At 38.7% G+C, this 24530-nt stretch carries 24 protein-coding genes, 1 riboswitch and 1 other annotated feature; of the genes, 5 read left to right on the forward strand and 19 right to left on the reverse strand.

The window, feature by feature from the left end; genetic code table 11:
* Positions 1-9 precede the first annotated feature (9 nt).
* Genes EKM69_RS02945 through mraZ form a run of 4 tightly spaced genes read right to left on the reverse strand, consistent with a single transcriptional unit; the run spans position 10 to position 3936 of the window.
* A complete protein-coding gene (locus EKM69_RS02945) occupies positions 10-2181 on the reverse strand; it encodes a penicillin-binding transpeptidase domain-containing protein (RefSeq protein WP_125707963.1) in 2172 nt (723 codons plus the stop codon).
* On the reverse strand, positions 2178-2549 hold the full coding sequence (gene ftsL, locus EKM69_RS02950; protein WP_125707965.1) for a cell division protein FtsL: 372 nt from the start codon (positions 2547-2549) through the stop codon (positions 2178-2180). The genes EKM69_RS02945 and ftsL overlap by 4 nt, the downstream gene beginning before the upstream one ends.
* Before the next feature lie 15 nt (positions 2550-2564).
* Positions 2565-3515, reverse strand: a complete 951-nt coding sequence (gene rsmH / locus EKM69_RS02955) for a 16S rRNA (cytosine(1402)-N(4))-methyltransferase RsmH (RefSeq protein WP_125707967.1) — start codon at positions 3513-3515, stop codon at positions 2565-2567.
* Positions 3505-3936, reverse strand: coding sequence for a division/cell wall cluster transcriptional repressor MraZ (gene mraZ / locus EKM69_RS02960; protein WP_125707969.1), 432 nt, complete (start codon positions 3934-3936; stop codon positions 3505-3507). The genes rsmH and mraZ overlap by 11 nt, the downstream gene beginning before the upstream one ends.
* A 234-nt stretch (positions 3937-4170) precedes the next feature.
* Here mraZ and EKM69_RS02965 point away from each other — a divergent pair, with 234 nt between their 5' ends.
* A complete protein-coding gene (locus EKM69_RS02965) occupies positions 4171-4287 on the forward strand; it encodes a DUF4044 domain-containing protein (RefSeq protein ID WP_125707971.1) in 117 nt (38 codons plus the stop codon).
* 512 nt (positions 4288-4799) lie between these two features.
* Here the strand turns inward: EKM69_RS02965 and thiT are convergent.
* The 12 genes from thiT to EKM69_RS03025 form a co-directional block, all read right to left on the reverse strand.
* The gene (gene thiT, locus EKM69_RS02970) at positions 4800-5366 is read right to left on the reverse strand and encodes an energy-coupled thiamine transporter ThiT (protein WP_125707973.1); all 567 of its coding nucleotides are present in this window, start codon (positions 5364-5366) and stop codon (positions 4800-4802) included.
* A 39-nt stretch (positions 5367-5405) separates the two neighbouring features.
* Positions 5406-5505, reverse strand: a riboswitch (TPP riboswitch).
* Positions 5506-5507: 2 nt separating this feature from the next.
* Positions 5508-6308 carry a septum site-determining protein MinD gene (minD, locus tag EKM69_RS02975; protein WP_125707975.1) on the reverse strand — a complete coding sequence of 267 codons (801 nt, stop codon included), beginning with the start codon at positions 6306-6308 and terminating at the stop codon, positions 5508-5510.
* A 2-nt stretch (positions 6309-6310) separates the two neighbouring features.
* A complete protein-coding gene (locus EKM69_RS02980) occupies positions 6311-6973 on the reverse strand; it encodes a septum site-determining protein MinC (protein ID WP_125707976.1) in 663 nt (220 codons plus the stop codon).
* Positions 6970-7512 carry a rod shape-determining protein MreD gene (mreD, locus tag EKM69_RS02985; protein WP_125707978.1) on the reverse strand — a complete coding sequence of 181 codons (543 nt, stop codon included), beginning with the start codon at positions 7510-7512 and terminating at the stop codon, positions 6970-6972. Before mreD ends, EKM69_RS02980 begins: the two co-directional genes overlap by 4 nt.
* Positions 7512-8375: a rod shape-determining protein MreC gene (gene mreC / locus EKM69_RS02990; protein WP_125707980.1), complete on the reverse strand. Its 864-nt coding sequence runs from the start codon at positions 8373-8375 to the stop codon at positions 7512-7514. The genes mreD and mreC overlap by 1 nt, the downstream gene beginning before the upstream one ends.
* 53 nt (positions 8376-8428) lie before the next feature.
* Complete coding sequence (locus tag EKM69_RS02995; protein ID WP_125707982.1) at positions 8429-9430, reverse strand: rod shape-determining protein; 1002 nt, start codon at positions 9428-9430, stop codon at positions 8429-8431.
* Between the two features lie 92 nt (positions 9431-9522).
* Positions 9523-10161: a RadC family protein gene (gene radC / locus EKM69_RS03000; protein WP_225423821.1), complete on the reverse strand. Its 639-nt coding sequence runs from the start codon at positions 10159-10161 to the stop codon at positions 9523-9525.
* A gap of 11 nt (positions 10162-10172) precedes the next feature.
* On the reverse strand, positions 10173-11441 hold the full coding sequence (locus EKM69_RS03005; RefSeq protein WP_125707986.1) for a bifunctional folylpolyglutamate synthase/dihydrofolate synthase: 1269 nt from the start codon (positions 11439-11441) through the stop codon (positions 10173-10175).
* A 54-nt stretch (positions 11442-11495) separates the two neighbouring features.
* Positions 11496-14144, reverse strand: a complete 2649-nt coding sequence (locus EKM69_RS03010; protein ID WP_125707988.1) for a valine--tRNA ligase — start codon at positions 14142-14144, stop codon at positions 11496-11498.
* A gap of 55 nt (positions 14145-14199) precedes the next feature.
* Positions 14200-14386 (reverse strand) — a binding site (T-box leader).
* Between the two features lie 39 nt (positions 14387-14425).
* The gene (thiI, locus tag EKM69_RS03015) at positions 14426-15643 is read right to left on the reverse strand and encodes a tRNA uracil 4-sulfurtransferase ThiI (RefSeq protein ID WP_125707990.1); all 1218 of its coding nucleotides are present in this window, start codon (positions 15641-15643) and stop codon (positions 14426-14428) included.
* A 9-nt stretch (positions 15644-15652) separates the two neighbouring features.
* Positions 15653-16798, reverse strand: coding sequence for a cysteine desulfurase family protein (locus EKM69_RS03020; RefSeq protein WP_125707992.1), 1146 nt, complete (start codon positions 16796-16798; stop codon positions 15653-15655).
* 76 nt (positions 16799-16874) lie between these two features.
* On the reverse strand, positions 16875-18560 hold the full coding sequence (locus tag EKM69_RS03025; protein ID WP_125707994.1) for a septation ring formation regulator EzrA: 1686 nt from the start codon (positions 18558-18560) through the stop codon (positions 16875-16877).
* 713 nt (positions 18561-19273) lie between these two features.
* Between EKM69_RS03025 and rpsD the strand changes: the two genes are divergently transcribed.
* Positions 19274-19882 (forward strand): 30S ribosomal protein S4, encoded by a 609-nt coding sequence (gene rpsD / locus EKM69_RS03030; protein ID WP_125707996.1) that lies wholly within the window; start codon positions 19274-19276, stop codon positions 19880-19882.
* Between the two features lie 500 nt (positions 19883-20382).
* Here the strand turns inward: rpsD and EKM69_RS03035 are convergent, their stop codons facing one another.
* Positions 20383-20973, reverse strand: a complete 591-nt coding sequence (locus EKM69_RS03035; RefSeq protein ID WP_125707998.1) for a DUF1054 family protein — start codon at positions 20971-20973, stop codon at positions 20383-20385.
* 57 nt (positions 20974-21030) lie between these two features.
* Between EKM69_RS03035 and EKM69_RS03040 the strand changes: the two genes are divergently transcribed.
* The 3 genes from EKM69_RS03040 (at position 21031) to EKM69_RS03050 (ending at position 23159) form a co-directional block, all read left to right on the forward strand.
* A complete protein-coding gene (locus tag EKM69_RS03040) occupies positions 21031-22317 on the forward strand; it encodes a replication-associated recombination protein A (protein WP_125708000.1) in 1287 nt (428 codons plus the stop codon).
* A gap of 6 nt (positions 22318-22323) precedes the next feature.
* On the forward strand, positions 22324-22605 hold the full coding sequence (locus tag EKM69_RS03045) for a hypothetical protein (RefSeq protein WP_125708002.1): 282 nt from the start codon (positions 22324-22326) through the stop codon (positions 22603-22605).
* An 83-nt stretch (positions 22606-22688) separates the two neighbouring features.
* A complete protein-coding gene (locus EKM69_RS03050; RefSeq protein WP_125708004.1) occupies positions 22689-23159 on the forward strand; it encodes a universal stress protein in 471 nt (156 codons plus the stop codon).
* A gap of 101 nt (positions 23160-23260) precedes the next feature.
* Here the strand turns inward: EKM69_RS03050 and EKM69_RS03055 are convergent, their stop codons facing one another.
* Together EKM69_RS03055 and EKM69_RS03060 are read right to left on the reverse strand one after the other, a co-directional pair.
* Positions 23261-24124 carry a helix-turn-helix transcriptional regulator gene (locus tag EKM69_RS03055; RefSeq protein ID WP_125708006.1) on the reverse strand — a complete coding sequence of 288 codons (864 nt, stop codon included), beginning with the start codon at positions 24122-24124 and terminating at the stop codon, positions 23261-23263.
* A 97-nt stretch (positions 24125-24221) separates the two neighbouring features.
* Positions 24222-24515 carry a glycine cleavage system protein H gene (locus EKM69_RS03060; RefSeq protein WP_125708007.1) on the reverse strand — a complete coding sequence of 98 codons (294 nt, stop codon included), beginning with the start codon at positions 24513-24515 and terminating at the stop codon, positions 24222-24224.
* Between the last annotated feature and the right edge of the window lie 15 nt (positions 24516-24530).

The following is a 24530-nucleotide window of genomic DNA, read 5'->3' on the forward strand; positions in this document are numbered from 1 at the left end:
AGTCCCCACTTAATTATTATTCTCCAGTGTTACTTTAATTTTACCACTGTCATTGATTATTTTTCCTGGTTTAATGGATTGTCCTGTAACATATCCATCTCCGGAAGTTACGACTGTCCGACCGGTGATCTCGGCGAACTTGAGTACATCGTTTTTCGACCATCCAGTTAAGTCTGGCATAGTCATTGCTCCATTAGTCAACATAACGATCCGTTGACCAGGCATGACTTTTTGACCACTAGCTGGTGATTGTTGAACGATCTTATCCCCTGTTCCGACGATGCCTGATTGAAGATCTAATTTCTTGATCTTCTTTTCAGCTGAAGCAACAGTTGAATTTAAGAAGTTAGGCATGTCAACGTATTGACTACCTGCTTCCACATTTTCACCACTAGTATCATCTTGAGTCATTAATCGTTTAACTAACGGATTAAAGATCTCAGAGATCATTTTTTCAGCGGCGACTGACATGATCTGTGGTTGTTTCATTGTAATGTAGACGATGTAACGAGGTTTGTTGTATGGCACCATACCAGCAACTGAGTACAAGTAATTGCTTGAGCCAGACAAATAACCACCAGCACCAGCAATTTGGGCAGTACCGGTCTTAACGCCGACTTTGATTCCTGGAACTTTATAAACCATTCCTGTTCCGTATTCTTCGGTAATAACCCGACGCATTTGTTTGCGGACTTGTTTAGCAGTATCTGCTGAAATTGGATGACCAACCACGTCCTTTTTGTATTTCTTCGTTGTCTTACCAGTTGCTGGATCAACGATCTTATCAACGATTTGTGGTTTGACCATCTCTCCATCGTTGGCAACAGCCGAAAATGCTTGGAGCATTTGGATCGCATTGACATTCACACTTTGACCAAATGAAGTCATAGCTTGATCACTGGAATGTTTGTAAGAGATTCCACCAGCAATTTCATCTGGCAACTCAATACCTGTTTTTTCACCGATCTTGAATTTTTTCATGTATTTCATCCAAGTATCAGCACCCATTTTTTCTTCCAAGTGGACCATTCCGGTATTTGAAGATCTTGGGAAGGCTTCTGATTCGGGAATATAACCCCAACCAACATCATTCCAGTCACGGATTGTCCGACCACCTACTTCAACAGCACCTGATTGATACAACTCGTTAGGGTCGTAGTTTCCCGTTTCGATAGCAGCAGAAAGAGTCAAGATCTTCATAACTGATCCAGGTTCAAATTGGTCTTCAACTAAAGTATCACGCCAACTTTCTGACATGCCTTTTCCAGTTGACGGATTAAAAGTTGGACGCTGTGAAGCTGCTTTGATCTGGCCAGTCTTTGAATCCATAACGATAACTTGCAAGTTTTTTGGTTGATATTTATCTTGAACACGTTGACTCAAGATCTCGACGTATTGTTGGATCTTACTGTCGAGCGTTAAATAAACATTTGATCCATTAACAGCTTGTTTTTCAACCACTTGTGATTCAGGCAATTCATTACCTTGAGAATCGATTTTAGTGATCTTCTTGCCGTCTTTACCAGATAAAATGTTATTGAAGTATTTTTCGATTCCCATCAAACCACTAATATTTGTGTTGGGATCATTACTGTTATCTTGCTTAGTAATACCAACTTGATTAGTGGCAAAAACCCCGTTGGGATAAGCTCTTGAAGGGAATTCGTCGAATTTTATTCCTTGTAAATGCAAACTCGAGATTTTATTTTTGATCTCGATCGACAAATTTCGGCCTTCTGGACCAAGTTCAACTTGATATTGATTTTTATTCTTAGGAGTTAAATAATTTAATATTTGTTTCTTCGAAAGTGGCAAATATTTTGATAACTTCTTGGCAGTTTTTTCTTTATTTTGAACATAGTCAGGTTTTCCGTCAGAAGTCTTAGACTTCTTCGACAAGACCGCTACGATATTATAAATACTAGAATTTCCCGCGATCATATCGCCGTTGCTGTCCAAAATATCGCCACGACGAGCGTTAACTTGGTCAACACTTTGATACTTCTTTCGCGTCCGTTCAGCTAAATCGACCCCGTGATAACTCTTACTGGTAGCTATTGACGTGAAACGTTGGGTAAAAACGATAAAAGAAAAGGCCGTCACAATCACTATGAAAAAACCTACTAGATAGTGATTGCGTCGCGCCTTATTTTGGAAGATTGTTTTAAAAAAATTTTTCATTTTGTAACGTTCCTTACGTTTTTATTGCTCATTTTGAGATCATGTTTCTTAGCAAAACTAGATAGTCGATCGTAACTAGTTAATTCAGAAACCTCTTGTTGTAAGTTTACGTTATTTGTGTTGGTTTTGCTAATCTTTGTTGTAACGTCGGTAAGATTGTTTTGAGCGACAGTTTGAGAAACTTTAGTCGTTACGAGTGCTGTCATTAGAACAACTGTCAAAACACCTAGAGCCACTAACAAAAATGACTCTGTTTTAGAAATAGCAACTTTGTGGGTTGCAGTATTAGTCTGTGTTTGAACTTGAGTTTGTGGATTTGATTCCGCTGTTTCATAACTTTGTAAGTTTCTGGCTGTACTTTCTAACATATCCTACACTCCATATTAAATCTTTTCGACAACGCGTAACTTAGCACTGTGTGCTCGATTATTTTCGTTTAACTCAGTTTGATTAGGTAATATTGGCTTTCTAGTAATTAACTTGAGAGTCGGTTGAATATCTTTAGGGATCACGGGAAGTCCTCTAGGTACATCGACTTCCGACATTTCTTTAAATGTGTGCTTGACGATTCGATCCTCTAAAGATTGAAAAGTTATAACACTAATTCTACCACTAGGTTTGATTAAATTTATCGCTTGATCAAGAGAACGTTCTAATGACCCTAATTCATCGTTAACAGCGATCCTAATGGCTTGAAAAATCCGTTTAGCCGGATGACCACCAGTTCTCCGTCGAGCGGCTGGGATAGCATTTTTGATGATATCAGCTAACTCCAACGTTGATGTGATCCGGTGGTCTTCTCTAGTCCGTTCGATCGAACGAGCAATTTGCTTTGAAAATTTTTCATCACTATATTTGAAAAAGATCCTCACTAGATCATTGTATGGCCAATCGTTAACGATCTTCTCAGCATCAAGCTCTTGACGCTGATCCATCCGCATATCTAAGCGAGCTTCTTTCTTATAACTAAACCCACGAACTGCATCATCAAATTGTGGTGATGAAACTCCTAGGTCGTAGACCACACCATTAACTTCAGAAATTCCTAAATCATTCAAACGTTCTTGCATATTCTCAAAATTGTCACGAATTAAGACCAGTTGATTATCTCCAATAATTGACTGGTCTTTTTTAATTTCATCGCCAACTTCGATAGCACTCTCGTCGCGATCAAAAGCATAAATCATACTATTGTGAACTCGACTAAGCAATTCCTTAGTATGTCCACCGCGACCAAAAGTTGCATCCACATAAACGCCATCGTCACTAGGATTTAACATATCGATAGTTTCTTTTAAAAGAACTGTCTTGTGTGTAAATTCATTAGAAGTCAAAGTCTGTCATCTTCTCCGAAATTTCCTCAAAGTTTTCCTCGGCCTCTTCACTAAACTTAGCCCAGTTATCAGCATCCCAGATCTCGATTCGATCAGAAACACCAACAACCACACAATTCTTTTGCAACTTAGAAAACTTGATCAAAGGAGCAGATAAATTGATCCGACCTTGCTTATCAAATTCCACCTCAGTAGCCGCAGAATAAAAGAATCTAGTAAAAGCACGAGCATCTTTCTTAGTTAATGGTAATTTATCAAGTTGAGCTTCAAGTTTGTTCCACTGATCCATAGGATAGCAAAATAGGCAACCATCCATCCCACGCGTAACAACAAAGGATTCGCCAATTTCTTGACGAAATTTAGAAGGGATAATCAGCCTGCCCTTGCTATCAATCGTATGATGAAATTCACCCATGAACATCTAAAGCTCACCTCAAATCTTTAACACTTTCTAATTTACCACAATTAACCACAATTAACCACATTAAGTTAAAATAATAACAAATAGTTTAAATTAATTGCCAAAAACACCATTAAATCAAGGAAAACAGCAAGTGGAGACTGGTGGGGGATAAATTCACACAAGTGGGGAGAAGTTGCATAAAAGTCCCATCTGAAGTAACATTTCATTATCAATACGTAGGTGGTGTCACATTTGAACGAAAAGAAACCAAAAAGTACCCTAGCAAAAATAATCCAAGGATTCGTATGGCTAATGATCATCGTAACCATCCTCGGAGTAGTCCTAGGAATACTACCAAGCTTTCTATAAAAAACACGCAACAAAACACAAATACCAAACAACAAAAAGAAGGTGTCCTGGAAAAATCCAGAACACCTTCTTTTTTCCCCCCCTGTTATCGTTGATCATTGCGAGTTTCACCAGCGACCAGGGGGAGCAAGTGAAAGAGCCAGAAAAGAAAAATGGAGTAACAAAAATAATTCGATGATATCCACCAAATAGATAAACAAGATAAATACCATCGTCAAAATCGCAAGAAGAAAGAAAAAGTAGAAATTTCAATAAAAACCAAACAAGTTAGCACAAAAAAACTAAGTACCGTATCCCCACAAGAAAGGGAGTTTTATTCCACCTTAGGTTCTGCGGGGGGATGGAGAAAATTCGCCGTCAGGTGTGAAATTCTTCTTAGCGACGAAGGAGCTTAGAAGAAGGCTCGTATTGGAGATGTCCGAGGTGCACTTCCTCGGATAGCTTCAATCGATGCCCACACCGTTCCACGGCGAAATTTTCGGAATCCCCCCGCAGAACCGGCAATCAACCCCCTAAACAACAATCAGCTTCTTAAATATTGAATTTAAAACAAAACACAAAATCAAAACCATAAAAACATTAGCAATAAAGCTCCCACCATTAATAACCCCAGAATAAATCCAGGGATTCATCCCCTTCGGTGCAAATGCGGCCCAAAATACCCCACCGGCAAGAAAATGGAAAAAATACTTCACAAAAATACCAAATCCACTAAACAGCAAGATCCACCAGACCGAATTTTTGCCGTCGCGGATCACTTGTTTGGCCTTAGCACTTCCGATACCGATCAAGCCGATTGCCGCAAAGGCCACTGGATATTCCAGAAAACCTTGCAATGGATTTAAGACACTACCACTAGATAGTCCTCGTAACAATAAATCCAAAAGTCCCCAGACTAAGCCGGCCAAAAGACCTGCTTTGAAGCCTCGCCTCAGAGCAAAAATTGCCATTGGGATCAAACCATAAACTAACTCGATCGATGAAACTCCGAATGAATGTGGAATGAAGCTTAAGACTTGTGCAGCTGCGGTAACTAAAGCTCCTTCTGTTAAGATGATCAATTTTTGATTTTTAACCATAAAAAAAACTCCCCTGAATTGTCACCACAAGAGAGTTTTTTCGCTAATAAGACACTGTCCCTACGCATGCATTAACATAACAGGTTTTAAGGGTCTGAATAATTTCACTCTCAGCCAAATGGCTCCCCTAGTGTTGACTATTTAATTATTTTTACCAAACATGCGACTCATGAAGCCACGTTTCTTTGGTTGTTCGAATAATGTGAGCGGAACATTTTCTCCCAACATTCTTCGAGCGATATTTTGATAACCACGTCCAGCTTCGCTATTAGGATCAGATACGATCGTCTGCCCAGAATTAGACGCTGAAATCACTTCATCTTCATCAACGATAATACCGATCAAGGGAATACCTAAGTGATTGACGATATCCTCGATCTTCATCGAAGTACCTTCGTTGATCATATTCTTTCTGATCCGGTTGATGACCAAATGTGGTGTGATCGGCATTTCCAAACTTTCCAAAATACCAACTACTCGATCTGAGTCACTGACAGAAGCAATTTCTGGGTTGGTAACTACCAGAGCTGCTTCAGCAGAATTGACCGCATTCTTGAAACCATATTCGATCCCAGCAGGACAATCGATCATGACAAAATCAAACCGTTGCTTTAAATATTCAATAATTGTATTGACTGAATTACTATCAAGAACGTATTTATCAGAAAATTGTGATGCTGCTAGTAAATACAAATTGTCACCAAAGCGTGGGTCACGAACTAAAGCTTGTGACAATACCACTCTTTGTTGAGCAACATCGACAATATCATAAACGATTCTTTTAGTTAATCCTAAAACTGCATCGAGGTTTCGCAGACCGATATCTAAATCGACCATGCAAACTTTTTTACCCATCGAAGCTAGCTCTGTACTGACATTAGCAGTAGTGGTAGTTTTACCAACTCCACCCTTACCGGATGTCACAACGATAGAAATTCCCATAACTACTCGGTCCTCTTTCTTAGTTCATTAATTACTTCTTTATAATTATTCAAGTCTTCAACACTAATAGTGTGCATATCATCAATGTGAGCAAACTTGAAGTTTTGGAATTTGTCGGCATCATCTTCAGTCACAATTTCCACGACATCGGCGATCCGATACTGAGCAGCACCATTTAAATTACCAACGATAGCAGCATTCGTATTGTCTGGATATCCAGCGTGGACGATTCCATGCACTGGTCCTAACAAATAAAATGTCCCATCGGTCGTAATTTGAGCACCCTCATGCAAAGTTCCAAGAAAGATCACGTCACCTTTGTACTCTTTCTTTTGACCACTTCTCACGATGCCTGTTTCAATATTCATCTTATTGTCTTCAATAATTTGTTCAGATTCAGTTTTTAAAAGAACATCGGATTCAATATCTTTCAATTGAATTTGTGGATATTTTTCGAAGACTACTTCGATTTTCTTCAACTGCTCATCGTTAAAAAGCCGATTGCCTGTTTTAACAGTAAATTGGATCGTATCATCTTCTTGAGTTCCGATAGTTTGCTCGACGATCATATTCTTTAATTGTGCTAAAGCATCATCAAACGAACTTGAATCATCAATGACGACTACGAAACCGTCTTTACTCCCCTTTAGAGTGACATCGCTCATTTAGTTCCCCTCCTATATTTAACCAGCCAATCACTCAGATCAGCAAAAGGAACATACAGGATGAAAAACACGACGATATTCCACAATAAAGTTGGGCCAAGAATGAAGGTAATGAAATCACCAACATCAGCAGAAGCTAATCTAAATAATTTTTCTAGTAAGAAAACACCAGCTTGCAAAGTCGTTAAAGCTAAGAAATAAACTGACATTTCATAGCCGACTGACGACTTAGCAAATAAATACTTATAGTGGTCGATCCCGACTAGGATCAATGGCAACAAGATCGTATAAAGACCGATGATGCCAAAATAGTATGAATCATAGATCAAACCAAAGACGATCCCGTAAGTCAGAATGGTCTTACGACTGTCGATCCGGAAAGTTAACAATACTAAGACCATCAACATCAATTGCGGAACGATAGTAAAATTACCAGTATTCATATTATTCAAAAATGACCACTTGATCAGACCGTCCAAGTAAAATGCTAACAAGATAAAAATCACTTGTCCGATCATCTTGCGAGTTTTAAAAGTCATTATTTTTCACCACTTACCGAAGATTTGATAACTGTAACTACGGTGAAATTACGTAATTCAGCTGCCGGTGTAATGTAAACCGAATTAGTCATACCATAGTTGTCCTTTTTCAGACCATGTACTTTACCAATATATAATCCACGAGGTGTTCTACCACCTAAACCAGATGTAATAACTTTTTGACCCTTTTTGATACCTTTAACTGAATTAACGTTTTCCATGACGATATCACCAGTGCTGTCATCGTAACGACTTACCACACCGGTTACATTTGTAGCATTGTCGTCGAGGATCTCCGCAGCAAATTTATCGTTGATCTCGTTATCAGTTGAGACTAATTCAACTTTGGAACTGACCTTGTCCACTTCGATAATACGACCAATCAAACCTTTACCGGACATAACTGGCATGTTCTTCTTCAAGCCACTCGTTTCACCACGATTGATCGTTAAGTAGTTTTGCCAACTGCTTGGACTACGTGTCAAAACGGAAGCGTTGACCGTATCGTAATCTGTTAAAGTACTGTTTAGTTTAAGTTCTTGTTTAAGCTTCTTATTTTCGTCTTGAACGACTTTTAATTTAGCTTGATTTTGAGCTAAATCATCTATTTTTGACTTCAAGCGACGATTTTCTTGATAAGTGTTGTAAAGATCAGAAAATTCTGATGAGGCATTTTTCACGGCATTAACTGGGTATGCAAAGACACCACCCACAACGCTGACCACATCATTGCCGACTTGTTGCACAAAAGGAGGAGTTTCTTTTTTATCTCTGACGTTGACAGATACCGCCAAGAGTCCAAAAGTCACGATAATGATTATCATTAAAATAATTAACTTTTTATTTGAAAAAAACTTTTGCATTTCTTCCTCCTACCTTTAAACAAAAAACAAATAAAAAAGCGGGGCATCCCCGCTTATTTTTGACGACGCATTACATCGATATTCTTGAGTGATTCTCCAGTACCGATAGCTACACAATCTAGTGGGTCTTGCGCGATAAATACAGGCACCCCAGTTGCTTCAGAGATAACCTCTGGTAAATGATGCAATAGTGCACCACCACCAGTAAGTACGATACCATGATCGATCACATCAGCAGCAATTTCTGGTGATGTTTCTTCAAGAGTTTCTTTGATTGTTTCAATGATTTCTTGAACATCTTCATGGATGGCTGTTGCGACATCTTCACCTTCAAGGGTGATAGTCTTTGGAAGACCTGTCACTAAGTCACGACCACGAATTTGCATTGATTCAAGTTCTTTTGACTTCTCAATTGAAGCTGAACCTACTTGCATTTTAACGTCTTCGGATGTTCTTTCACCGATTTGCAAATTAAAGTTTGTTTTGATATATGCTGAGATCGACTCATCAAATTTATCTCCAGCTACTCTAATTGAACGTGAAGATACGATACCACCAAGTGAAATAGTTGCAACATCAGTAGTACCACCACCAATATCAACAACCATGTTACCTGTTGGATCCATAACTGGAAGTCCAGCACCAATTGCAGCGGCAAATGGTTCTTCGATCACGTAAGCTTCTTTAGCACCTGCGTGTTGAGTAGCTTCGATAACAGCTCTCTTTTCAACTTCTGTAACACCACTAGGAACACAAACCATAACACTAGGTTTAGAATTTCCAGTAGTCTTTTCGATGAAGTATTTCATCATAGCGGCTGTTGTGTCGTAATCAGCGATCACACCATCACGCATTGGACGAATCGCAGATATACTGCCGGGTGTACGTCCGATCATTTCTCTCGCATCAGAACCAACTGCTACGATTTCACCAGTGTTGTTGTTCTTTGCAACTACTGATGGTTCATTTAAAACGATACCCTTGCTTTCGACAAAAACAAGCGTATTTGCTGTACCTAAGTCAATACCAACTTTTTTTGATCCTATACCAAACAATTTTTTACTCTCCTTTAATTGCGCACCACATTTACACTAACCAAAATTATATCATATAACGTGCCAATTTAAAGCAACTGAGCTATTGAACATCAAATTAAATCTTGAGCTTTAAAGCTCAAAAATTCATGCGAAGTAACAATAATATGATCAACAAAATTTATTCCAACCAATTCGCAACACTCTTTGAGGCGATCGGAGAACCTCCGATCTTCCGGAGAAGCTACTAAGCTACCTCCTGGATGGTTGTGAGAAATGATCAGTTGGGGAGCTGACAACTTAAGTCCGACTCGCAAAATATCGCGCGGATGGACCGTAGCTGAATCAACTGTACCAATAAAAATCGTTCTCTCCTCAATGACATGGAATCCATTATCTAAATAAACTGCTATTAATTTTTCCTGTGGTGAATTTCCGATTTTTTTAATGAGATGCTTCCCTAATTTCGACATCGAAATTTGTTCTGTAGGAATCGCATCGCGCTCGACTTTTCTGGCACCTAATTCGATAGCTGCCATTAGTTTGCAGGCCTGAGCACTACCTACACCCTTTTGTTGTAATAAAGTATCCAAATTTAATCTTCTCAGATTATCAGAACCGATCAACACGTTAGCCGAAAGCTTCGTGACATCGCAGCCTCTGGTTCCTTTGCCCAAAATAACTGCGATCAGTTCCTGAGTTGTTAATGCGGTTGTACCATGCTTTTGAAGTTTTTCTCGTATATTTATCATCATGTAATAAATTACGATTTAAATTTGTTTTCTAACTCCGAAATTAAATAAAAAGATCCGGTGATCAAGAAAATCTGCTTCGAAGTCTGTTGACTCATGACTTGGTCGATCTTCTGATGGTAGTCCTCAACAAATTCAACGTTATCAAAGCCTTCTAAATCATAATCACTTTCTTTAGCAGCTCGAGATAATGAGAGATTCGACACATATACTGCTTGGACTTTTGGAGCTAATAAAGTTAAGATATCGGCTCTATCCTTGTCCTTCATCCCTGTATACAAGATAATTATATCTTTTTTAGGCCAGTTTGCATTTAAAGAATTTATTAAATTGTCCACGGCAGCCAAATTATGCGCCCCATCCATTATCACTAATGGGTCGTTTTGGACGATCTGTTCCCTTCCTAACAGTCGATGATCATCAATTGATTCTTTGATCAACCGGCTATATGACTGGGTTTGTGACTGCTGTTCCAAAATAAGAAATGCCTTGATCGCAATTGCAGCATTTTGTGAATCCGTTCGTTCAAATCCAAAGACTTGGATAGCTTGAATTGTAACTAATTTTTCATCATAAGTAAATCGATTTTTAAATTCTTTTGTGCTAAATTTTTCTACAAAAAAATCTTTATCTAATTCATACAAGTCACTATCTTGTGTGTTAGCGCGTTCATAAATTATATTTCTAACTTCATCTGGTAACTCACCACAGACAATGGGAATGTGAGGTTTGATGATACCCGACTTTTCTCGTGCAATGTCCTGGATGGTTGGTCCGATAATCTTTTCGTGATCCAATTCAACGGAAGTAATGATCGACAATTCTGGGTTAATGACATTCGTCTTATCATGTTCAGCGCCGATACCAACTTCGATGATAGCGATGTCGACACGATCACGAAAGTACAAGAATCCCATGACGGTCACGAATTCAAACTCGATCAAGTCGATCCCGGCAGTTTTTTCAATGATGAAATTGACTAGTTTGACCACTTCTTCGTCACTGATCATTTGATGGTTGATCTGGATCCGCTCATTGAATTTCACCACATAAGGTGATGTGAACATCCCTACTCGATCATTAGTTTGTTCCAAAAGGTTAGCCAAATAGTTGACGGTCGATCCTTTACCATTGGTTCCCGTCACGTGGACCGTCTTGTATGAATTTTGCGGATCACCTAACCGTTTAAGGGCATGCTTAATATCTGACAAATCATTACGCTTATGCATTCGTGGTAGTCCGTGAATATAATTGATTGCTTCTTGATAAGTTTTGATCATAACATTTCCTTAAAAAAAACATCTAGTCGTCTCGGCTAGATGTTTTTGTTTTTTTTACTTATTTTTCTTAAGTTGTGCGATACGTTGACTGATCTTATCTTGACGTGATTGATAATCTGCCAACTTAGTCTTTTGTTCAGCGACAACTTTTTCAGGTGCTTTGCTGACGAAGTTTTCATTCGAAAGTTTCTTATTAATACGGGAAATTTCTGAATCCATCTTAGCCATTTCTTCTTCTTGACGTTTGATTTCTTCGTCAAGATCGATCAATTCAGCCAATGGGATATAAACTTCAGTTGCATTAGTTACACCAGTCATTGCTAATTCTGGAGCTTTCATATCAGTTTCGATCTTCAATTCCTTTGGATGAGCAAAACGGTCGATGTATTCTTGGTTATTCAAAAGAATTTCTTTGATTTCTTCTGTTTGAGGCTTGATGAAAATATCAATGGCATTAGAAAGTGGAGCATTTGCTTCCAAACGAATCTTTCTAACTGACTTGATCAAGTCGATCAAGACTTCCATTTGTTCTACTGCACTGTCATCCTTAAGTTCATCATGGTTTTCAGGGTATTTAGCGAGTGAAATAGATTTGCCATTATGAGGCATTGATAACCAGATTTTTTCAGTAACGAAAGGCATGATCGGATGCATCAATCTCAACGTTTGATCTAAGACGTAAGTCAAGATCATTCTCTTTTGAGCTTTGGCAGTTTCGTCATCACCAGTTAATGTAGCTTTACTCATTTCGATGTACCAGTCACAGAAATCGTTCCAAATAAAGTTATAAAGATTTCTGCCAGCTTCACCAAATTCAAATTTGTCGAGCAAGCGGCTAACTTCGTTAACTGTTGTATTAAGTTTAGCTAAGATCCATTTGTCAGTTAAGTCATATTGACTGACTTTAGATAGATCATCCATGGCTGGAGTGTCATCGTCCAAGTTCATAATAACGAAACGACTAGCATTCCAGATCTTGTTGATGAAGTTCCAAGCTGAATCCATCTTATCATAACTAAATCTAGTATCTTGTCCAGGAGTTGAACCGACCATCAAGAACCAACGTAATGCATCAGCACCGTACTTGTCGATAACGTCCATTGGGTCAATACCATTACCTAGTGACTTACTCATCTTTCTACCCTGTTCGTCACGGATCAAGCCGTGAATAACAACGTGTTCAAATGGGCGTCTGTCAGTAAATTTCAAACTTTGGAAAATCATTCTTGAGACCCAGAAGAAAATAATATCGTAACCAGTTACTAATGTATCTGTTGGGAAGTAGCGCTTGTAGTCAGCACTGTCTTCATCTGGCCAACCCATGGTTGAAAATGGCCACAAAGCACTTGAGAACCAAGTATCGAGAACATCTTGTTCTTGATCCCAGTTTTCGATGTCCTTAGGTGCTTCTTCGCCAACATACATCTCACCAGTTTTCTTGTTATACCAAGCAGGGATTTGATGACCCCACCACAATTGACGTGAGATAACCCAGTCATGAACGTTTTCCATCCATTGAGTAAATGTATGTTCAAAACGATCAGGAACAAAGTTAACTTTGTCGTCACCTTCTTGATTCTTCAAAGCTAATTCAGCTAATGGCTTCATCTTAACGAACCATTGTGTTGAAAGTCTTGGTTCAACTTGAGCACCAGAACGTTCTGAATGTCCAACACTGTGAGTGATAGGTTCAACATTAAGCATGTAATCTTGATCTTTAAGGTCGGAAACGATAGCTTTTCTAGCTTCAAAACGATCCATGCCGTTGTACTTACCGGCATTTTCGTTCATAGTTCCATCTGGATTCATAGTATTGATCCGTTTGAGATCATGACGATTACCAACTAAGAAGTCGTTAGGGTCATGAGCTGGTGTGATCTTAACCATACCAGTACCGAAGTCTTTATCTACGTAGTGATCAGTGATGATCGGAACTTTACGATCAACTAGTGGAACGATAACTTCTTTACCAACGAGATCCTTGTAACGGTCATCATCCGGATTAACGGCAATGGCAATATCACCAAACATTGTTTCTGGACGAGTTGTCGCAATTTCAATGTAGCCTGAGCCATCAGCATATGGATACTTAACGTGATAAAAAGCACCTTTATCATCTTTATGGTTAACTTCGATATCTGACAAGGCAGTTTGAAGTTCTGGATCCCAGTTGATGATGTATTCGCCACGATAGATCAAACCTTCGTTGTACAACTTAACGAAGACTTTACGAACGGCCTTTGAGAGTCCTTCGTCCAAAGTAAATCTTTCACGTGAGTAATCTAATGAAAGTCCTAACTTACCCCATTGTGATTTGATAATTCCAGCGAATTCGTCTTTCCACTTCCAAACTTCTTGAACGAATTTTTCACGGCCTAAGTCGTAACGAGAAATTCCTTGTTCACGAAGCTTAGCTTCAACTTTGGCTTGTGTAGCAATACCAGCATGATCCATACCTGGTAGATACAAAGTATCGTAGCCTTGCATACGTTTGTATCTGATCAATGTATCTTGGATCGTAGTATCCCAAGCATGGCCCAAATGCAACTTACCAGTAACATTTGGAGGTGGGATAACGATTGAGTAAGGTTTAGCTTTCTTGTCGCCAGAAGGAGTGAAAACTCCTTCATCCAACCAAGTTTGATAACGTCCTTTTTCAACTTCGGTCGGATTGTATTTAGTATCCATATCGATTTGTCTCATAATTTCCTCCATTGCTCTTTATAAATCCAGTAAAACAAAAAAAGCACCCGTCCCTGGATAGGACGAATGCTCGCGGTGCCACCTAAATTAAGGGTAATAATACCCTTCACTTACAGATAACGGATGGCCCGATCATTATGATAGCTCGCAGGTAACAGTTAGTAGTCTTGATCAAGTAGTTTCCAGATACCCTACTCTCTCTGAGATCAAGAATTATTAACACTCCTGTTCATAGCTGTTGAATTGATATTAAAACAAATCTTGTAAATCGTCAAACAATTTTATAGTAAATCATTAATTTCGTCTTGATCTTTTTCCATGAAGTGGTCGCCATGTTCAATCGTAACGATCTTTACGCCATCTAAGGCACGTTGGATCAAGCCATCGATATCGAGAACTTTTTCAAATTCACGAGTCTTTTCGATACCTGGTCGCGTCTTTGGTGCTGGTGGAGCAAAGACAGTACAGCAGTCTTCAAAAGGCTGGATCGACAAGTTGAACGTGTCGATATCTTCAGCTAGTTTGATGATCTCTGTCTTATCCATCGTTGCTACTGGGCGCAAGATTGGTGTAGTTGTGACATCGTTTATCGCTGCCATACTTTCAAGCGTTTGTGATGCAACTTGTCCAACAGCCTCACCATTAAAAATAGCTAAGCCGCCCTCTTGTTCTCTCAACAAGTCAGTCAAACGGAGCATGAAACGACGTTGGATCGTCATCAAATATCCTTCAGGAACTGAAGCTTTGATTGTCTCTTGAATTTCTGCAAATGGCACTTCGATGAACTTGATGTTTCCACCGTAAACCGTCAACTTGCTAGTTAATTCCTTAGCCTTATTCAAAGCTTGTTCTGAAGTGTAAGGAGGACTGAAGAAATGAACCATTTCAATATCAACTCCACGTTTCATTGCCAAGTATCCAGCCACCGGTGAATCGATCCCTCCGGAAAGCATCAACATAGCCTTACCTGCTGTTCCGACTGGTAAGCCTCCAGCACCTTTAACAGTCAAATATGATAAGTAAATGCCGTCTTGGCGTACTTCAACAGATATCTTAATATCTGGACGTTTCATTTCAACTGGAATATCAGGGAATTCTTCACAAATAGCATCCCCTAATTGCAAGTTGATTTGATTAGTATCCAATGGGTATGAATGATCAGAACGCTTAGTAGCGACCTTAAAACTGTCTCCTGGTTGATAAGCTTCATGCATCATCTCAACAGCTTTTTTCTTAACGTCTTCAAAGTCTTTAGAAACTTTGACACTCAATGAAAAAGTTTGGATCCCGAAGACACGCTTTAATTTTTCCATTACGGGAGTTGCATCTGTCCCATTTAATTTAATGTGCAAACGGTCACGATGTGGTTGCAACTTCAAGTCAGGGAAATCCTTCAAAACTTTCGTCACATTACCGTGTAAACGGCCGATGAAACTCTTTCTATTCTTGCCTTTAGTCGAAAGTTCGCCGTAACGAACCATGATTTCAGTATATTGCATTAATTTCTCCTAGTTTAAAATTTGAAAATGATCGTGGATCTCGTCCAAATTTTTAATAAATTCTTTCATTTCTGCTTCTGTATTATTTTCATCTAAGCTGACACGGACTGCACTTGTAGCAATACTCTCTTGGGTATTCATTGCTTTTAAGGTACTCGATTCGAGTCCTTTTTTGGATGAGCAAGCACTCGTTGTTGAAATGTAAATGTCACGGTCTTCAAAAGTGTGGACGATAGTCTCGCCTCTTACACCATCGAGTGTGAAACAAATAATGTGTGGGGCAAAATCGTCAGCCAATTTTGAAAAAATATGAACGTTATCTAAAGTTTCTAGATGCTCAACTAACATTGTTTTTAACTTCAACATTTCGGCTGCTTTTTGTGCTTCATTGTCTTTGAGCAATCGCAAAGCACGAGCCATTGCAGCAATTGCAGGTGTGTTCTCAGTTCCACTCCGTTGACCCTTTTCTTGACCGCCACCAGCCATCAATGGTTCTAGTTGCTTACCAGTCTTCATATAAATAAAGCCGATACCACGAGGTGCGTGGAACTTATGACCTGAGAAAGTAAAGTAGTCTACTCGAGGGTCAATGAATTGTTCATCTAATCCCTTACCGATTGCTTGAGTACCATCAACGTGAAAACTAATACTTGGATAGTCATCCAACACGCGGGCAATATCCGTGATCGGTTCGATCGAACCAACTTCATTATTAACTGCCATGATCGAAACTAAAATAGTATCAGGTCTAATGGCATTTTTCAAATCAGAAACTCTAACGTGACCAGTTTTATCAACTGGCAAATATGTCACGTCAAAACCCAGTTGTTCTAGTTGCGTCATCGTGTTGATAACGGATGGATGTTCAACTGCTGAAGTAATGATGTGTTTTCCGAATTCTCGCTTCTTAAATGCAGTTCCCTTAATGATCCAGTTGTTACCCTCGGTACCACCACTAGTGAAGAAAACTTCGTGTGGTTGAAAGTTCATTAACTTAGCAATATTCTTTCGCGAAGATTCTAGTAGTTCAAAAGCCTTCAAACCTAGTTTGTGTAAACTTGAAGGATTGCCGAAGTATTGTTGACTCGCGACATTATAAGTATTTAAAACCGAATCCTCAATTTTTGTAGTTGCACTATTATCAAAATATATCATAATTTTCCCACCAAAATAAAAAGGCCTTAGCGGCCTTAATTTTTTTACCTATTATAATTTACAACAAAATGTCCGATCATGCACTAATTGTATCTTTTATTCGAGCAACTGATCCTGGTTCAATCGTTTCGAGTGCCTTAGAAATCACTTCTAGTGCTTGTTCATACTCGAATTCTTCATCGAACAATCTTCTAGCTTTCATTAATTGCTCGTTGAAATCAGCTTCATCAGCGTAACGATTAGCATATTGGAGCAGTTTTTCGTCTAAGAGAACATTTTCTTTAAGATCGCGCGTTTTTTCAACTAAGTTATCGAGATCTTCTTGAGTCACGATGACTTGTTTACTAATATCTTCCATATTAACCCGTTCACTATTCAAAGCGTCGTACAATTTCTTGATCTCGTCGGAAACCATGAAGAAATATTCCAAATAGTCTTCCGGTAGACCACCCAAGTTAAGTTGTTCCAAAGACTTCTTCTGTAATTGGATCCGATGAGCGTACTTTTCAACACTCTTCTTTGAAATCTCTTCACTTGAAAGCATCTGATTCAAGTTATCATTGATTGTCTTCTCACGCGACTCGATCTTGTCTAGCTCAGCAACGATTTCTCTAAAATCAGCTTCAGCCTTAGAAAAAATCATACTCTTATCAGCAATGCTTTGAACATCTTGATCATATTCAGTCATGACCCGACTAAGTGTCCGTCCATGAGCCTTAAAGTCATCCATATCTTGTTCATTCAAAATATAATTTTCTTCGAGCGTTTGAATATACTCATCCAAACGATTGTGCTGGAATTTGGCATGGTTCAAATAATCCAAAACTGGTTTTTGTTGTTTCAAAACTTGTCGTTTAGCGTTGATCTCTAAGCTTAAATTATCGTACAGGTCATTAATATCAGCCTTGATCTTATCATTGACTGAATCAACAATATCAAAATTTAAATCGCTCAAGGCTTGGTTAGACTTTGCGATATTTTGTTGAACAGAACTAATCTCACTATCAATATCGATACTAAAACGATATTGTTGTTGGATCAATTTTTCGTAAACCGATTGGATCTCTTCAATCTGACCAGGAAAAACCTTATCGAGATCTTTAAAAAGTGGAACAATCAATTGAACTTGATCTTTGATCATGGAAAGCTTAACTTTAGCATCATCTAAATATTGACGAGCTTCCAAATGATCTCCTTGACTAGTCAACTTCTTTTCTTCGTCTAAAAATCCGGCAATCTCATTTAATTCTGATTCTAATTTTTCAGTCGCTGGACCATAATTGAAGGACTTAGTCAAAATCTCTTTACGCAATTTCTCATAATCACCGTGAAGGACTTCGCTAGTAGAGGCGTTTTGCTTATTACTTTCTACGATCTTAGTAAAAACAGCATCGATATCGTTGAATTGACTTTCAACATCTTCGACTTGAACTTTGATTTTCTTCAAATCAGAAGCAGCACCAAAAACGTTGAAATTCGAATTACGATTGAGAGCATTACTAATTTGCGCCAATAACTTAGGAACAGTCTCGTTTTGCAACTTGGAATAATCTTGCTTCCCTTTACCAAAACTCTCCAAACTGGCCCCTGTCAGCTTCATCTCTTCTAAAGATTCAATCTGATCTTCAAAAATATCTTCTTTTAACTTTTCAGTACGATCCTTAAACAATTGAAGCTCACTATTGTTGCGTTTTTGAAGAAACCACATGTACCACAAAAACATCAGGATCAATAAAATTACTATTATAATAAATACAAACAAAATTACACCCCTAGCTACTTTACCGAGTCATTTATCTCCGTTATTATACCAAAATAGGTATGTTGAAAATGAATTACTAAGGTTTCATAATAAAGATTTAAAATATTATAAAAGCAGAGAGCGGAAGGCGACGGTCAGCTGCTGAGGATTAACGCGGGTGGTCGAACAAGGTGCGGCAAAGCCGCGCCTCGACCACCCGTGTTAACCGGAGGCCGCTGTCGCCTGGAGCTCGTTTCAGCATCCTTGAGGATAAAGATTAAAATCACCATTCAAATTGCAGCAAGTTTAGTCGATAAAGATGATTATATCTATATGTAACCAACAAATCCGTGCCTGCTCCGTCCCAGAACGCGTTTTCGTATCCTCAAGTATAAAAACCAAAATCCAAACCGCATCATATCAAATAGATAACAATACAGATAACCATCTAATTCAATATATCCATACCAAACAGATAAACCACTCCACCGTTAACACCTCTGCAATACGTTTTCACGAAAAAAATGTTTTGACAATAATACCTAATCACGGTACACTAGCCTTTGTGTAAAATATGCAGCAAAGAGCGGCAAGCTCGTCAACAGTTATCGGCTGGATATAGTGCAATTAGTAACCTGCGGCTGCACGAGGTGAAGATTGTAACGATAACTGAACGAATGCTAAACTCTTGTTAAATTATTTTACTCCAATCAAAATTTTTGGAGGACAAATTAATGTCTAGATATACAGGACCTCGCTGGAAGTTATCACGTCGTTTAGGCATATCACTTTCAGGTACAGGTAAAGAATTAGCTCGTAGAAACTACGCACCAGGCCAACATGGTCAAAACCAACGTCGTAAGATCTCAGAATACGGTTCACAATTACGTGAAAAGCAAAAATTACGTTTCATGTATGACGTAAACGAACGTCAATTCCGTAACTTGTTCTTGCGTGCCGGTAAACTTGACGGCATCCACGGTGTTAACTTGATGGTTCTTCTTGAAGAACGTCTTGACAACCTTGTTTACAGATTAGGCTTCGCCTCATCACGTCCACAAGCACGTCAATTAGTTAACCATGGTCACATCACAGTTGATGGCAAGCGCGTTGACATTCCTTCATACGAAGTAAAAGTTGGCCAAGTTATCAGCTTAAGAGAAAAGTCAAAAGACTTGCAAATCGTTAAAGAATCTCTTGAAAACGTAGTTGGCCGTCCTGGTTTCGTTAGTTATGACGAAAACCAAATGTCAGGCTCATTAGTTCGTCTACCAGAACGTGACGAATTAGAACCAAATATTGATGAATCTCTAATCGTTGAATACTACAACCAAATTCTTTAATATTTGTCAAAATCCACTTCGGTGGATTTTTTTTTGTCCAAAAATCCTCCACATCACCAACAACGACACTACGAGAGTGTGAGGAACGAACACGCGAGCAAGAAAAAAACGTATTTTGGGTTTTGGTTTTTCTTTTGGTTTTAAATCTTACAAACCAAGGTAGAAACTGAGATAGACCGCAAAACCCAGGACGCGCAAATAGTGCCAACTTGATCAAAAAAAACTAGGTCCCCACCAAAAAAAATTGTATTGGTGCACCATCTAGACGGAGGGGCCCGGGGATACAGCCCTCAGTGGTGAGATTCTTCTTAGCGACAAAGGAGCTTAGAAGAAGGTGCAGTTTTGAAACAAGCGAGCGGTTTATGCTCGATTGGTTCAAAATGTGCCCACCACGTTCCAGCGGCTGTATCCCCGGGCCCCGGAGTCGGCAGTGAACCGCCACACCAAAATACCACCACCATCCCCACAAAACAAAAAAAAGGCGCCAATGCGCCCAAAAATCATCCACGATTAAACTCAACCATAAACTCACAAAGCTCCATAAACCGATCAAACAACAAAGAATCAAACCCACCAGCAGCAACAACAGAACTATCAGCCATCAAATCAAACCCAATAACCAAATCACTAGACTTAACCGACTTATACCGCTCCAAAACATCAGGAAAAGCACCACTATCCAAAAGCTCCGGAGCAGTATGATCATTAGAAACTCCAAGATCACTACCAACGATCCGATCAGATATACTCTCCAACAAAGGATAAAACTCCTGACGATCATAAACATCGGCCAGCAAACTAAAAGTAACAAAATACCGATCAGGCCAAAGTCCCAACTCCACGTGAGGATTCTTCTTATAACCACGTTTATCTTGAGAAATTGCCAACCAAGTATCTGGAGGCGGATTATTCGTCCGACGTTGGTGCTTGGCAATTTTCATGTAAAACTTTTCTTGATACTTTTTCTCCAAGGCAGCCAACAAGTCAGAACCGATTTTTTCAAAAGAAGGATCGATCTTTTCTTTGATCAAATCAAGTCGCCCGGTCAAAGTATCATCATTAAAAACTAAGAAATCTTTTTGACTAAACATATACATACGACCTTTGATGTAAAATAGTAATTATATATTGATTATAAAGGAGAAAATATGCAAAAACCACTAGCATATCGAATGCGACCGACTAACCTCGATGAAATCGTGGGACAACAACATCTAGTCGGCAAAAATAAAATCATTCGGCGAATGGTCCAAGCAAAAATGCTCAGCTCAATGATTCTTTATGGACCACCTGGCATCGGAAAAACTAGTATTGCTAGTGCTATCGCTGGTAGTACCAAATATGCATTCCGAATGCTAAATGCGGCAACTGACAGTAAAAAGGATCTCCAGATCGTTGCGGAAGAAGCTAAGATGAGTGGCACAGTTGTCTTATTACTAGATGAGATCCATCGACTCGATAAGACAAAACAAGACTTTTTACTACCACTTCTTGAGAGTGGTTCGATCATCTTGATTGGTGCAACGACCGAAAATCCATACATCAACATCAGCCCTGCTATTCGCTCCCGAGTTCAAATTTTTGAATTGAAGCCCTTAGAGGCTGATGACCTGAAGCAAGCGGTCCATCGTGCCTTAAATGACTCAGAAAACGGCTTAGGCAAATATCCAGTCGATATTGATGAAAACGCCCTTAACTTATTAGTTAGCTCTACAAACTGCGATTTACGCAGTATCTTGAATGGATTGGAATTGTCAGTCTTGTCGACCCAACCAGATGAGGACGGAACGATTCATATTTCTTTACAAGTCATTGAGGAATCAGTCCAGAAAAAAGCAATCTCAGCGGATAAAGATGGTGACAGCCATTACGATGTCATTTCGGCTTTTCAAAAATCGATCCGTGGAAGTGACCCCGATGCTGCCCTACTCTATTTGGCACGACTACTAGAAGCAGGTGAATTGACTACTGCTATTAGAAGATTAATGGTCTGTGCCTATGAAGATGTAGGTTTAGCCAACCCACAAGCTTGTTCCAGGGCAGTCCAAGCTTGCCAAGTTGCTCAAATGGTAGGACTGCCAGAAGCCCGAATCCCACTAGCAGACGCTGTAATAGATTTATGTTTATGTCCGAAATCTGACACTGGCATCACTGCCATCGATTCTGCCCTAGCCGACGTCCGTGATGGCAAAGCTTACTCTATCCCTGACGACTTAAAAGATGCCCACTACAAGGGCGCCAGCAAATTAGGACATGGTGTTGGCTACAAATATCCACACGATTATCCTAACGATTGGGTCGAACAACAATACTTACCAGATAATTTGGTCAATCGTAACTACTATCAACCAAAAGAAACTGGTAAATACGAACAGGCATTAAAGATGCGACTAACCCAAATAAATTCACTGAAAAAAAATAAGAAACGGAGTTAATATTATATGATTATCCAACTGTTAATGGTAGTATTCATCTTGTTCCTACTAGCATTGGCGTACAATTTATGGTCTCACTTGAACAAAAAATTTTTGATCTATTCGCCAGCCGACAATTCACGACTTCAAGGTGCGATGAAATTCACATCGATCTTGTTAGTAGTGATATCAGTCGTCGGAATATTGATTTTGATCTTCGGAAGCAAGGAAGCCAACTTCATTACGCTACTATTAGGAAGCATCACAGCCGCTTCTTTTTCAATTTATTTAGGTAATATTCGTGGATAACTGTATTTATTTTCGAAAATCAACTAAAATAAACTTATAGGAAAGTATTATCTATTCAATATTAAAAACATGGGGTGATTATTATGTTACAACAATATAAAAACATTCTTGTTCCTATCGATGGATCTTTTGAATCTGAATTAGCTTTCAAAAAGGCAGTCGAAGTTGCAAAGAGAAACGACGCAAGCGTACATTTGGTACACGTTATCGATACTAGAGCCTTCCAAAATGTTTCCAGTTTTGATTCAACAATGGTTGAACAAATCACTGAAAAAGCCAAAGAAACTGTTAAGGGCTATGTCCAAACTGCCAAAGAAGGCGGTCTAGAAAACATCGACTACAGCATCGAATATGGTGCTCCAAAGGCCATCATTGCAACAGAATTTCCAAAGAAATTAGACGTCGACCTAATTATGATCGGTGCAACTGGTTTGAATGCTATGGAAAGATTGTTGATTGGTTCTGTAACAGAGTACGTAACTCGTACAGCCGCTTGTGATGTATTGGTTGTAAGAACTGACCTAGATAACAAATCAATTAGAAAACCTAAATAATGGTTAATAAAGAGAACATCGTGTGAATTGCACGATGTTCTTTTTTTGTGGAAAAAAAAAAACGCCCTGCATACAAAAACACGTATACAGAACGTTAAATATTAATTGTTAAAAATGTTTAAACTCATCTTGCTGATTTTTGACTTCAAATTATCAAACACGTGCTTATTTTCACTGATGCTTGAAATGACATAAGCTTTGATGTAATCTTCATCGCTCTTTTGACCGTCTTTAGTGCCAGCTTCTGCCATGTAGCAATACATTGAATCTAGTTTGAACAATGATTGTTCTTTTCTAGCAATGTAGATACCTTCGTTAGCGTAGTCGATTACACTTTCATTGTCACCTAACTCGAGAGCTAGTTGAGCCATGTTAGCGTAAATCAAAATGCTATCACGATAATTTTCATCGTTGATCTTTTCTACACTAGACTTGATCAAGTCTTTTGATTGATCGTAGTAAACTTTAGCTTCATCGTCTGAACCCTTGTTTACATAAGCCTTTGCTGTATAGATGTTGATCAAGATATCGTACATGTCTACACTGACAATATTGACGTTCATTGCCCGGTTGAAGTCAAAAATTGCCTTGTCATAATTCTTTTCTACTTCATATTCAACTAATCCGCTAAAGAAGTGGATCAATTTGATTTCTTGCTTATTGTTGATGTTAATGTCTTTTAATTTGTCCAACTTAGCTACGATCGAGTCATAGTCGTCTTGATAAAACAACTTCTTGATCTCACTAATGATTGAATAAATTTGACTATCGTCATTCACAATTACGAGGTTCATTGTGATACACAGTCTTTCACAAATACGAACCAAGATCTCCATTGAAGGAATCTTATCTTTCTTTTCGATCAAGCTTACGGTTGCTTGAGTACAAATGCCATCAGCCAATTCAGACTGAGAGATGCCTCTTAATTTTCTGTAGTGACGAATTTTTTCACCCAAGATTTTCATAAAAACTATCCCCATTCATTTATTGATTTCAAGATAATTTAAACAGTTTTGAAAAAACCTTGCAAGAAATAAGCAGCAATAAAAGAATAAATTAAAACTATTTGTTAACCTCGAAAAGCCAAGCGTCATCTTCTGATCCATTCAATAATTCTGGATCATCGTTAAGTTTGTCATTAACGGTAACAATCTTACCTGATACTGGTGATTGGAGTTCAACTACGGCTTTTTGAGCCTCAACTGAACCTGTAGAATCACCTTTGTTGATTTGGTTACCAACGATTGGTAAGTCAACATACTTAACTTTACCTAATGCTTCTTGACCATCTTTAGTCAAACCGACACGTTTCTTATCTTCTGTGTCTTTTACCCATAAATATTCTTTCTTTGCCATCCTATAACCTACTTT

Origin of the sequence: Companilactobacillus zhongbaensis (genome assembly GCF_003946515.1) — a bacterium.
Classification (GTDB): domain Bacteria; phylum Bacillota; class Bacilli; order Lactobacillales; family Lactobacillaceae; genus Companilactobacillus; species Companilactobacillus zhongbaensis.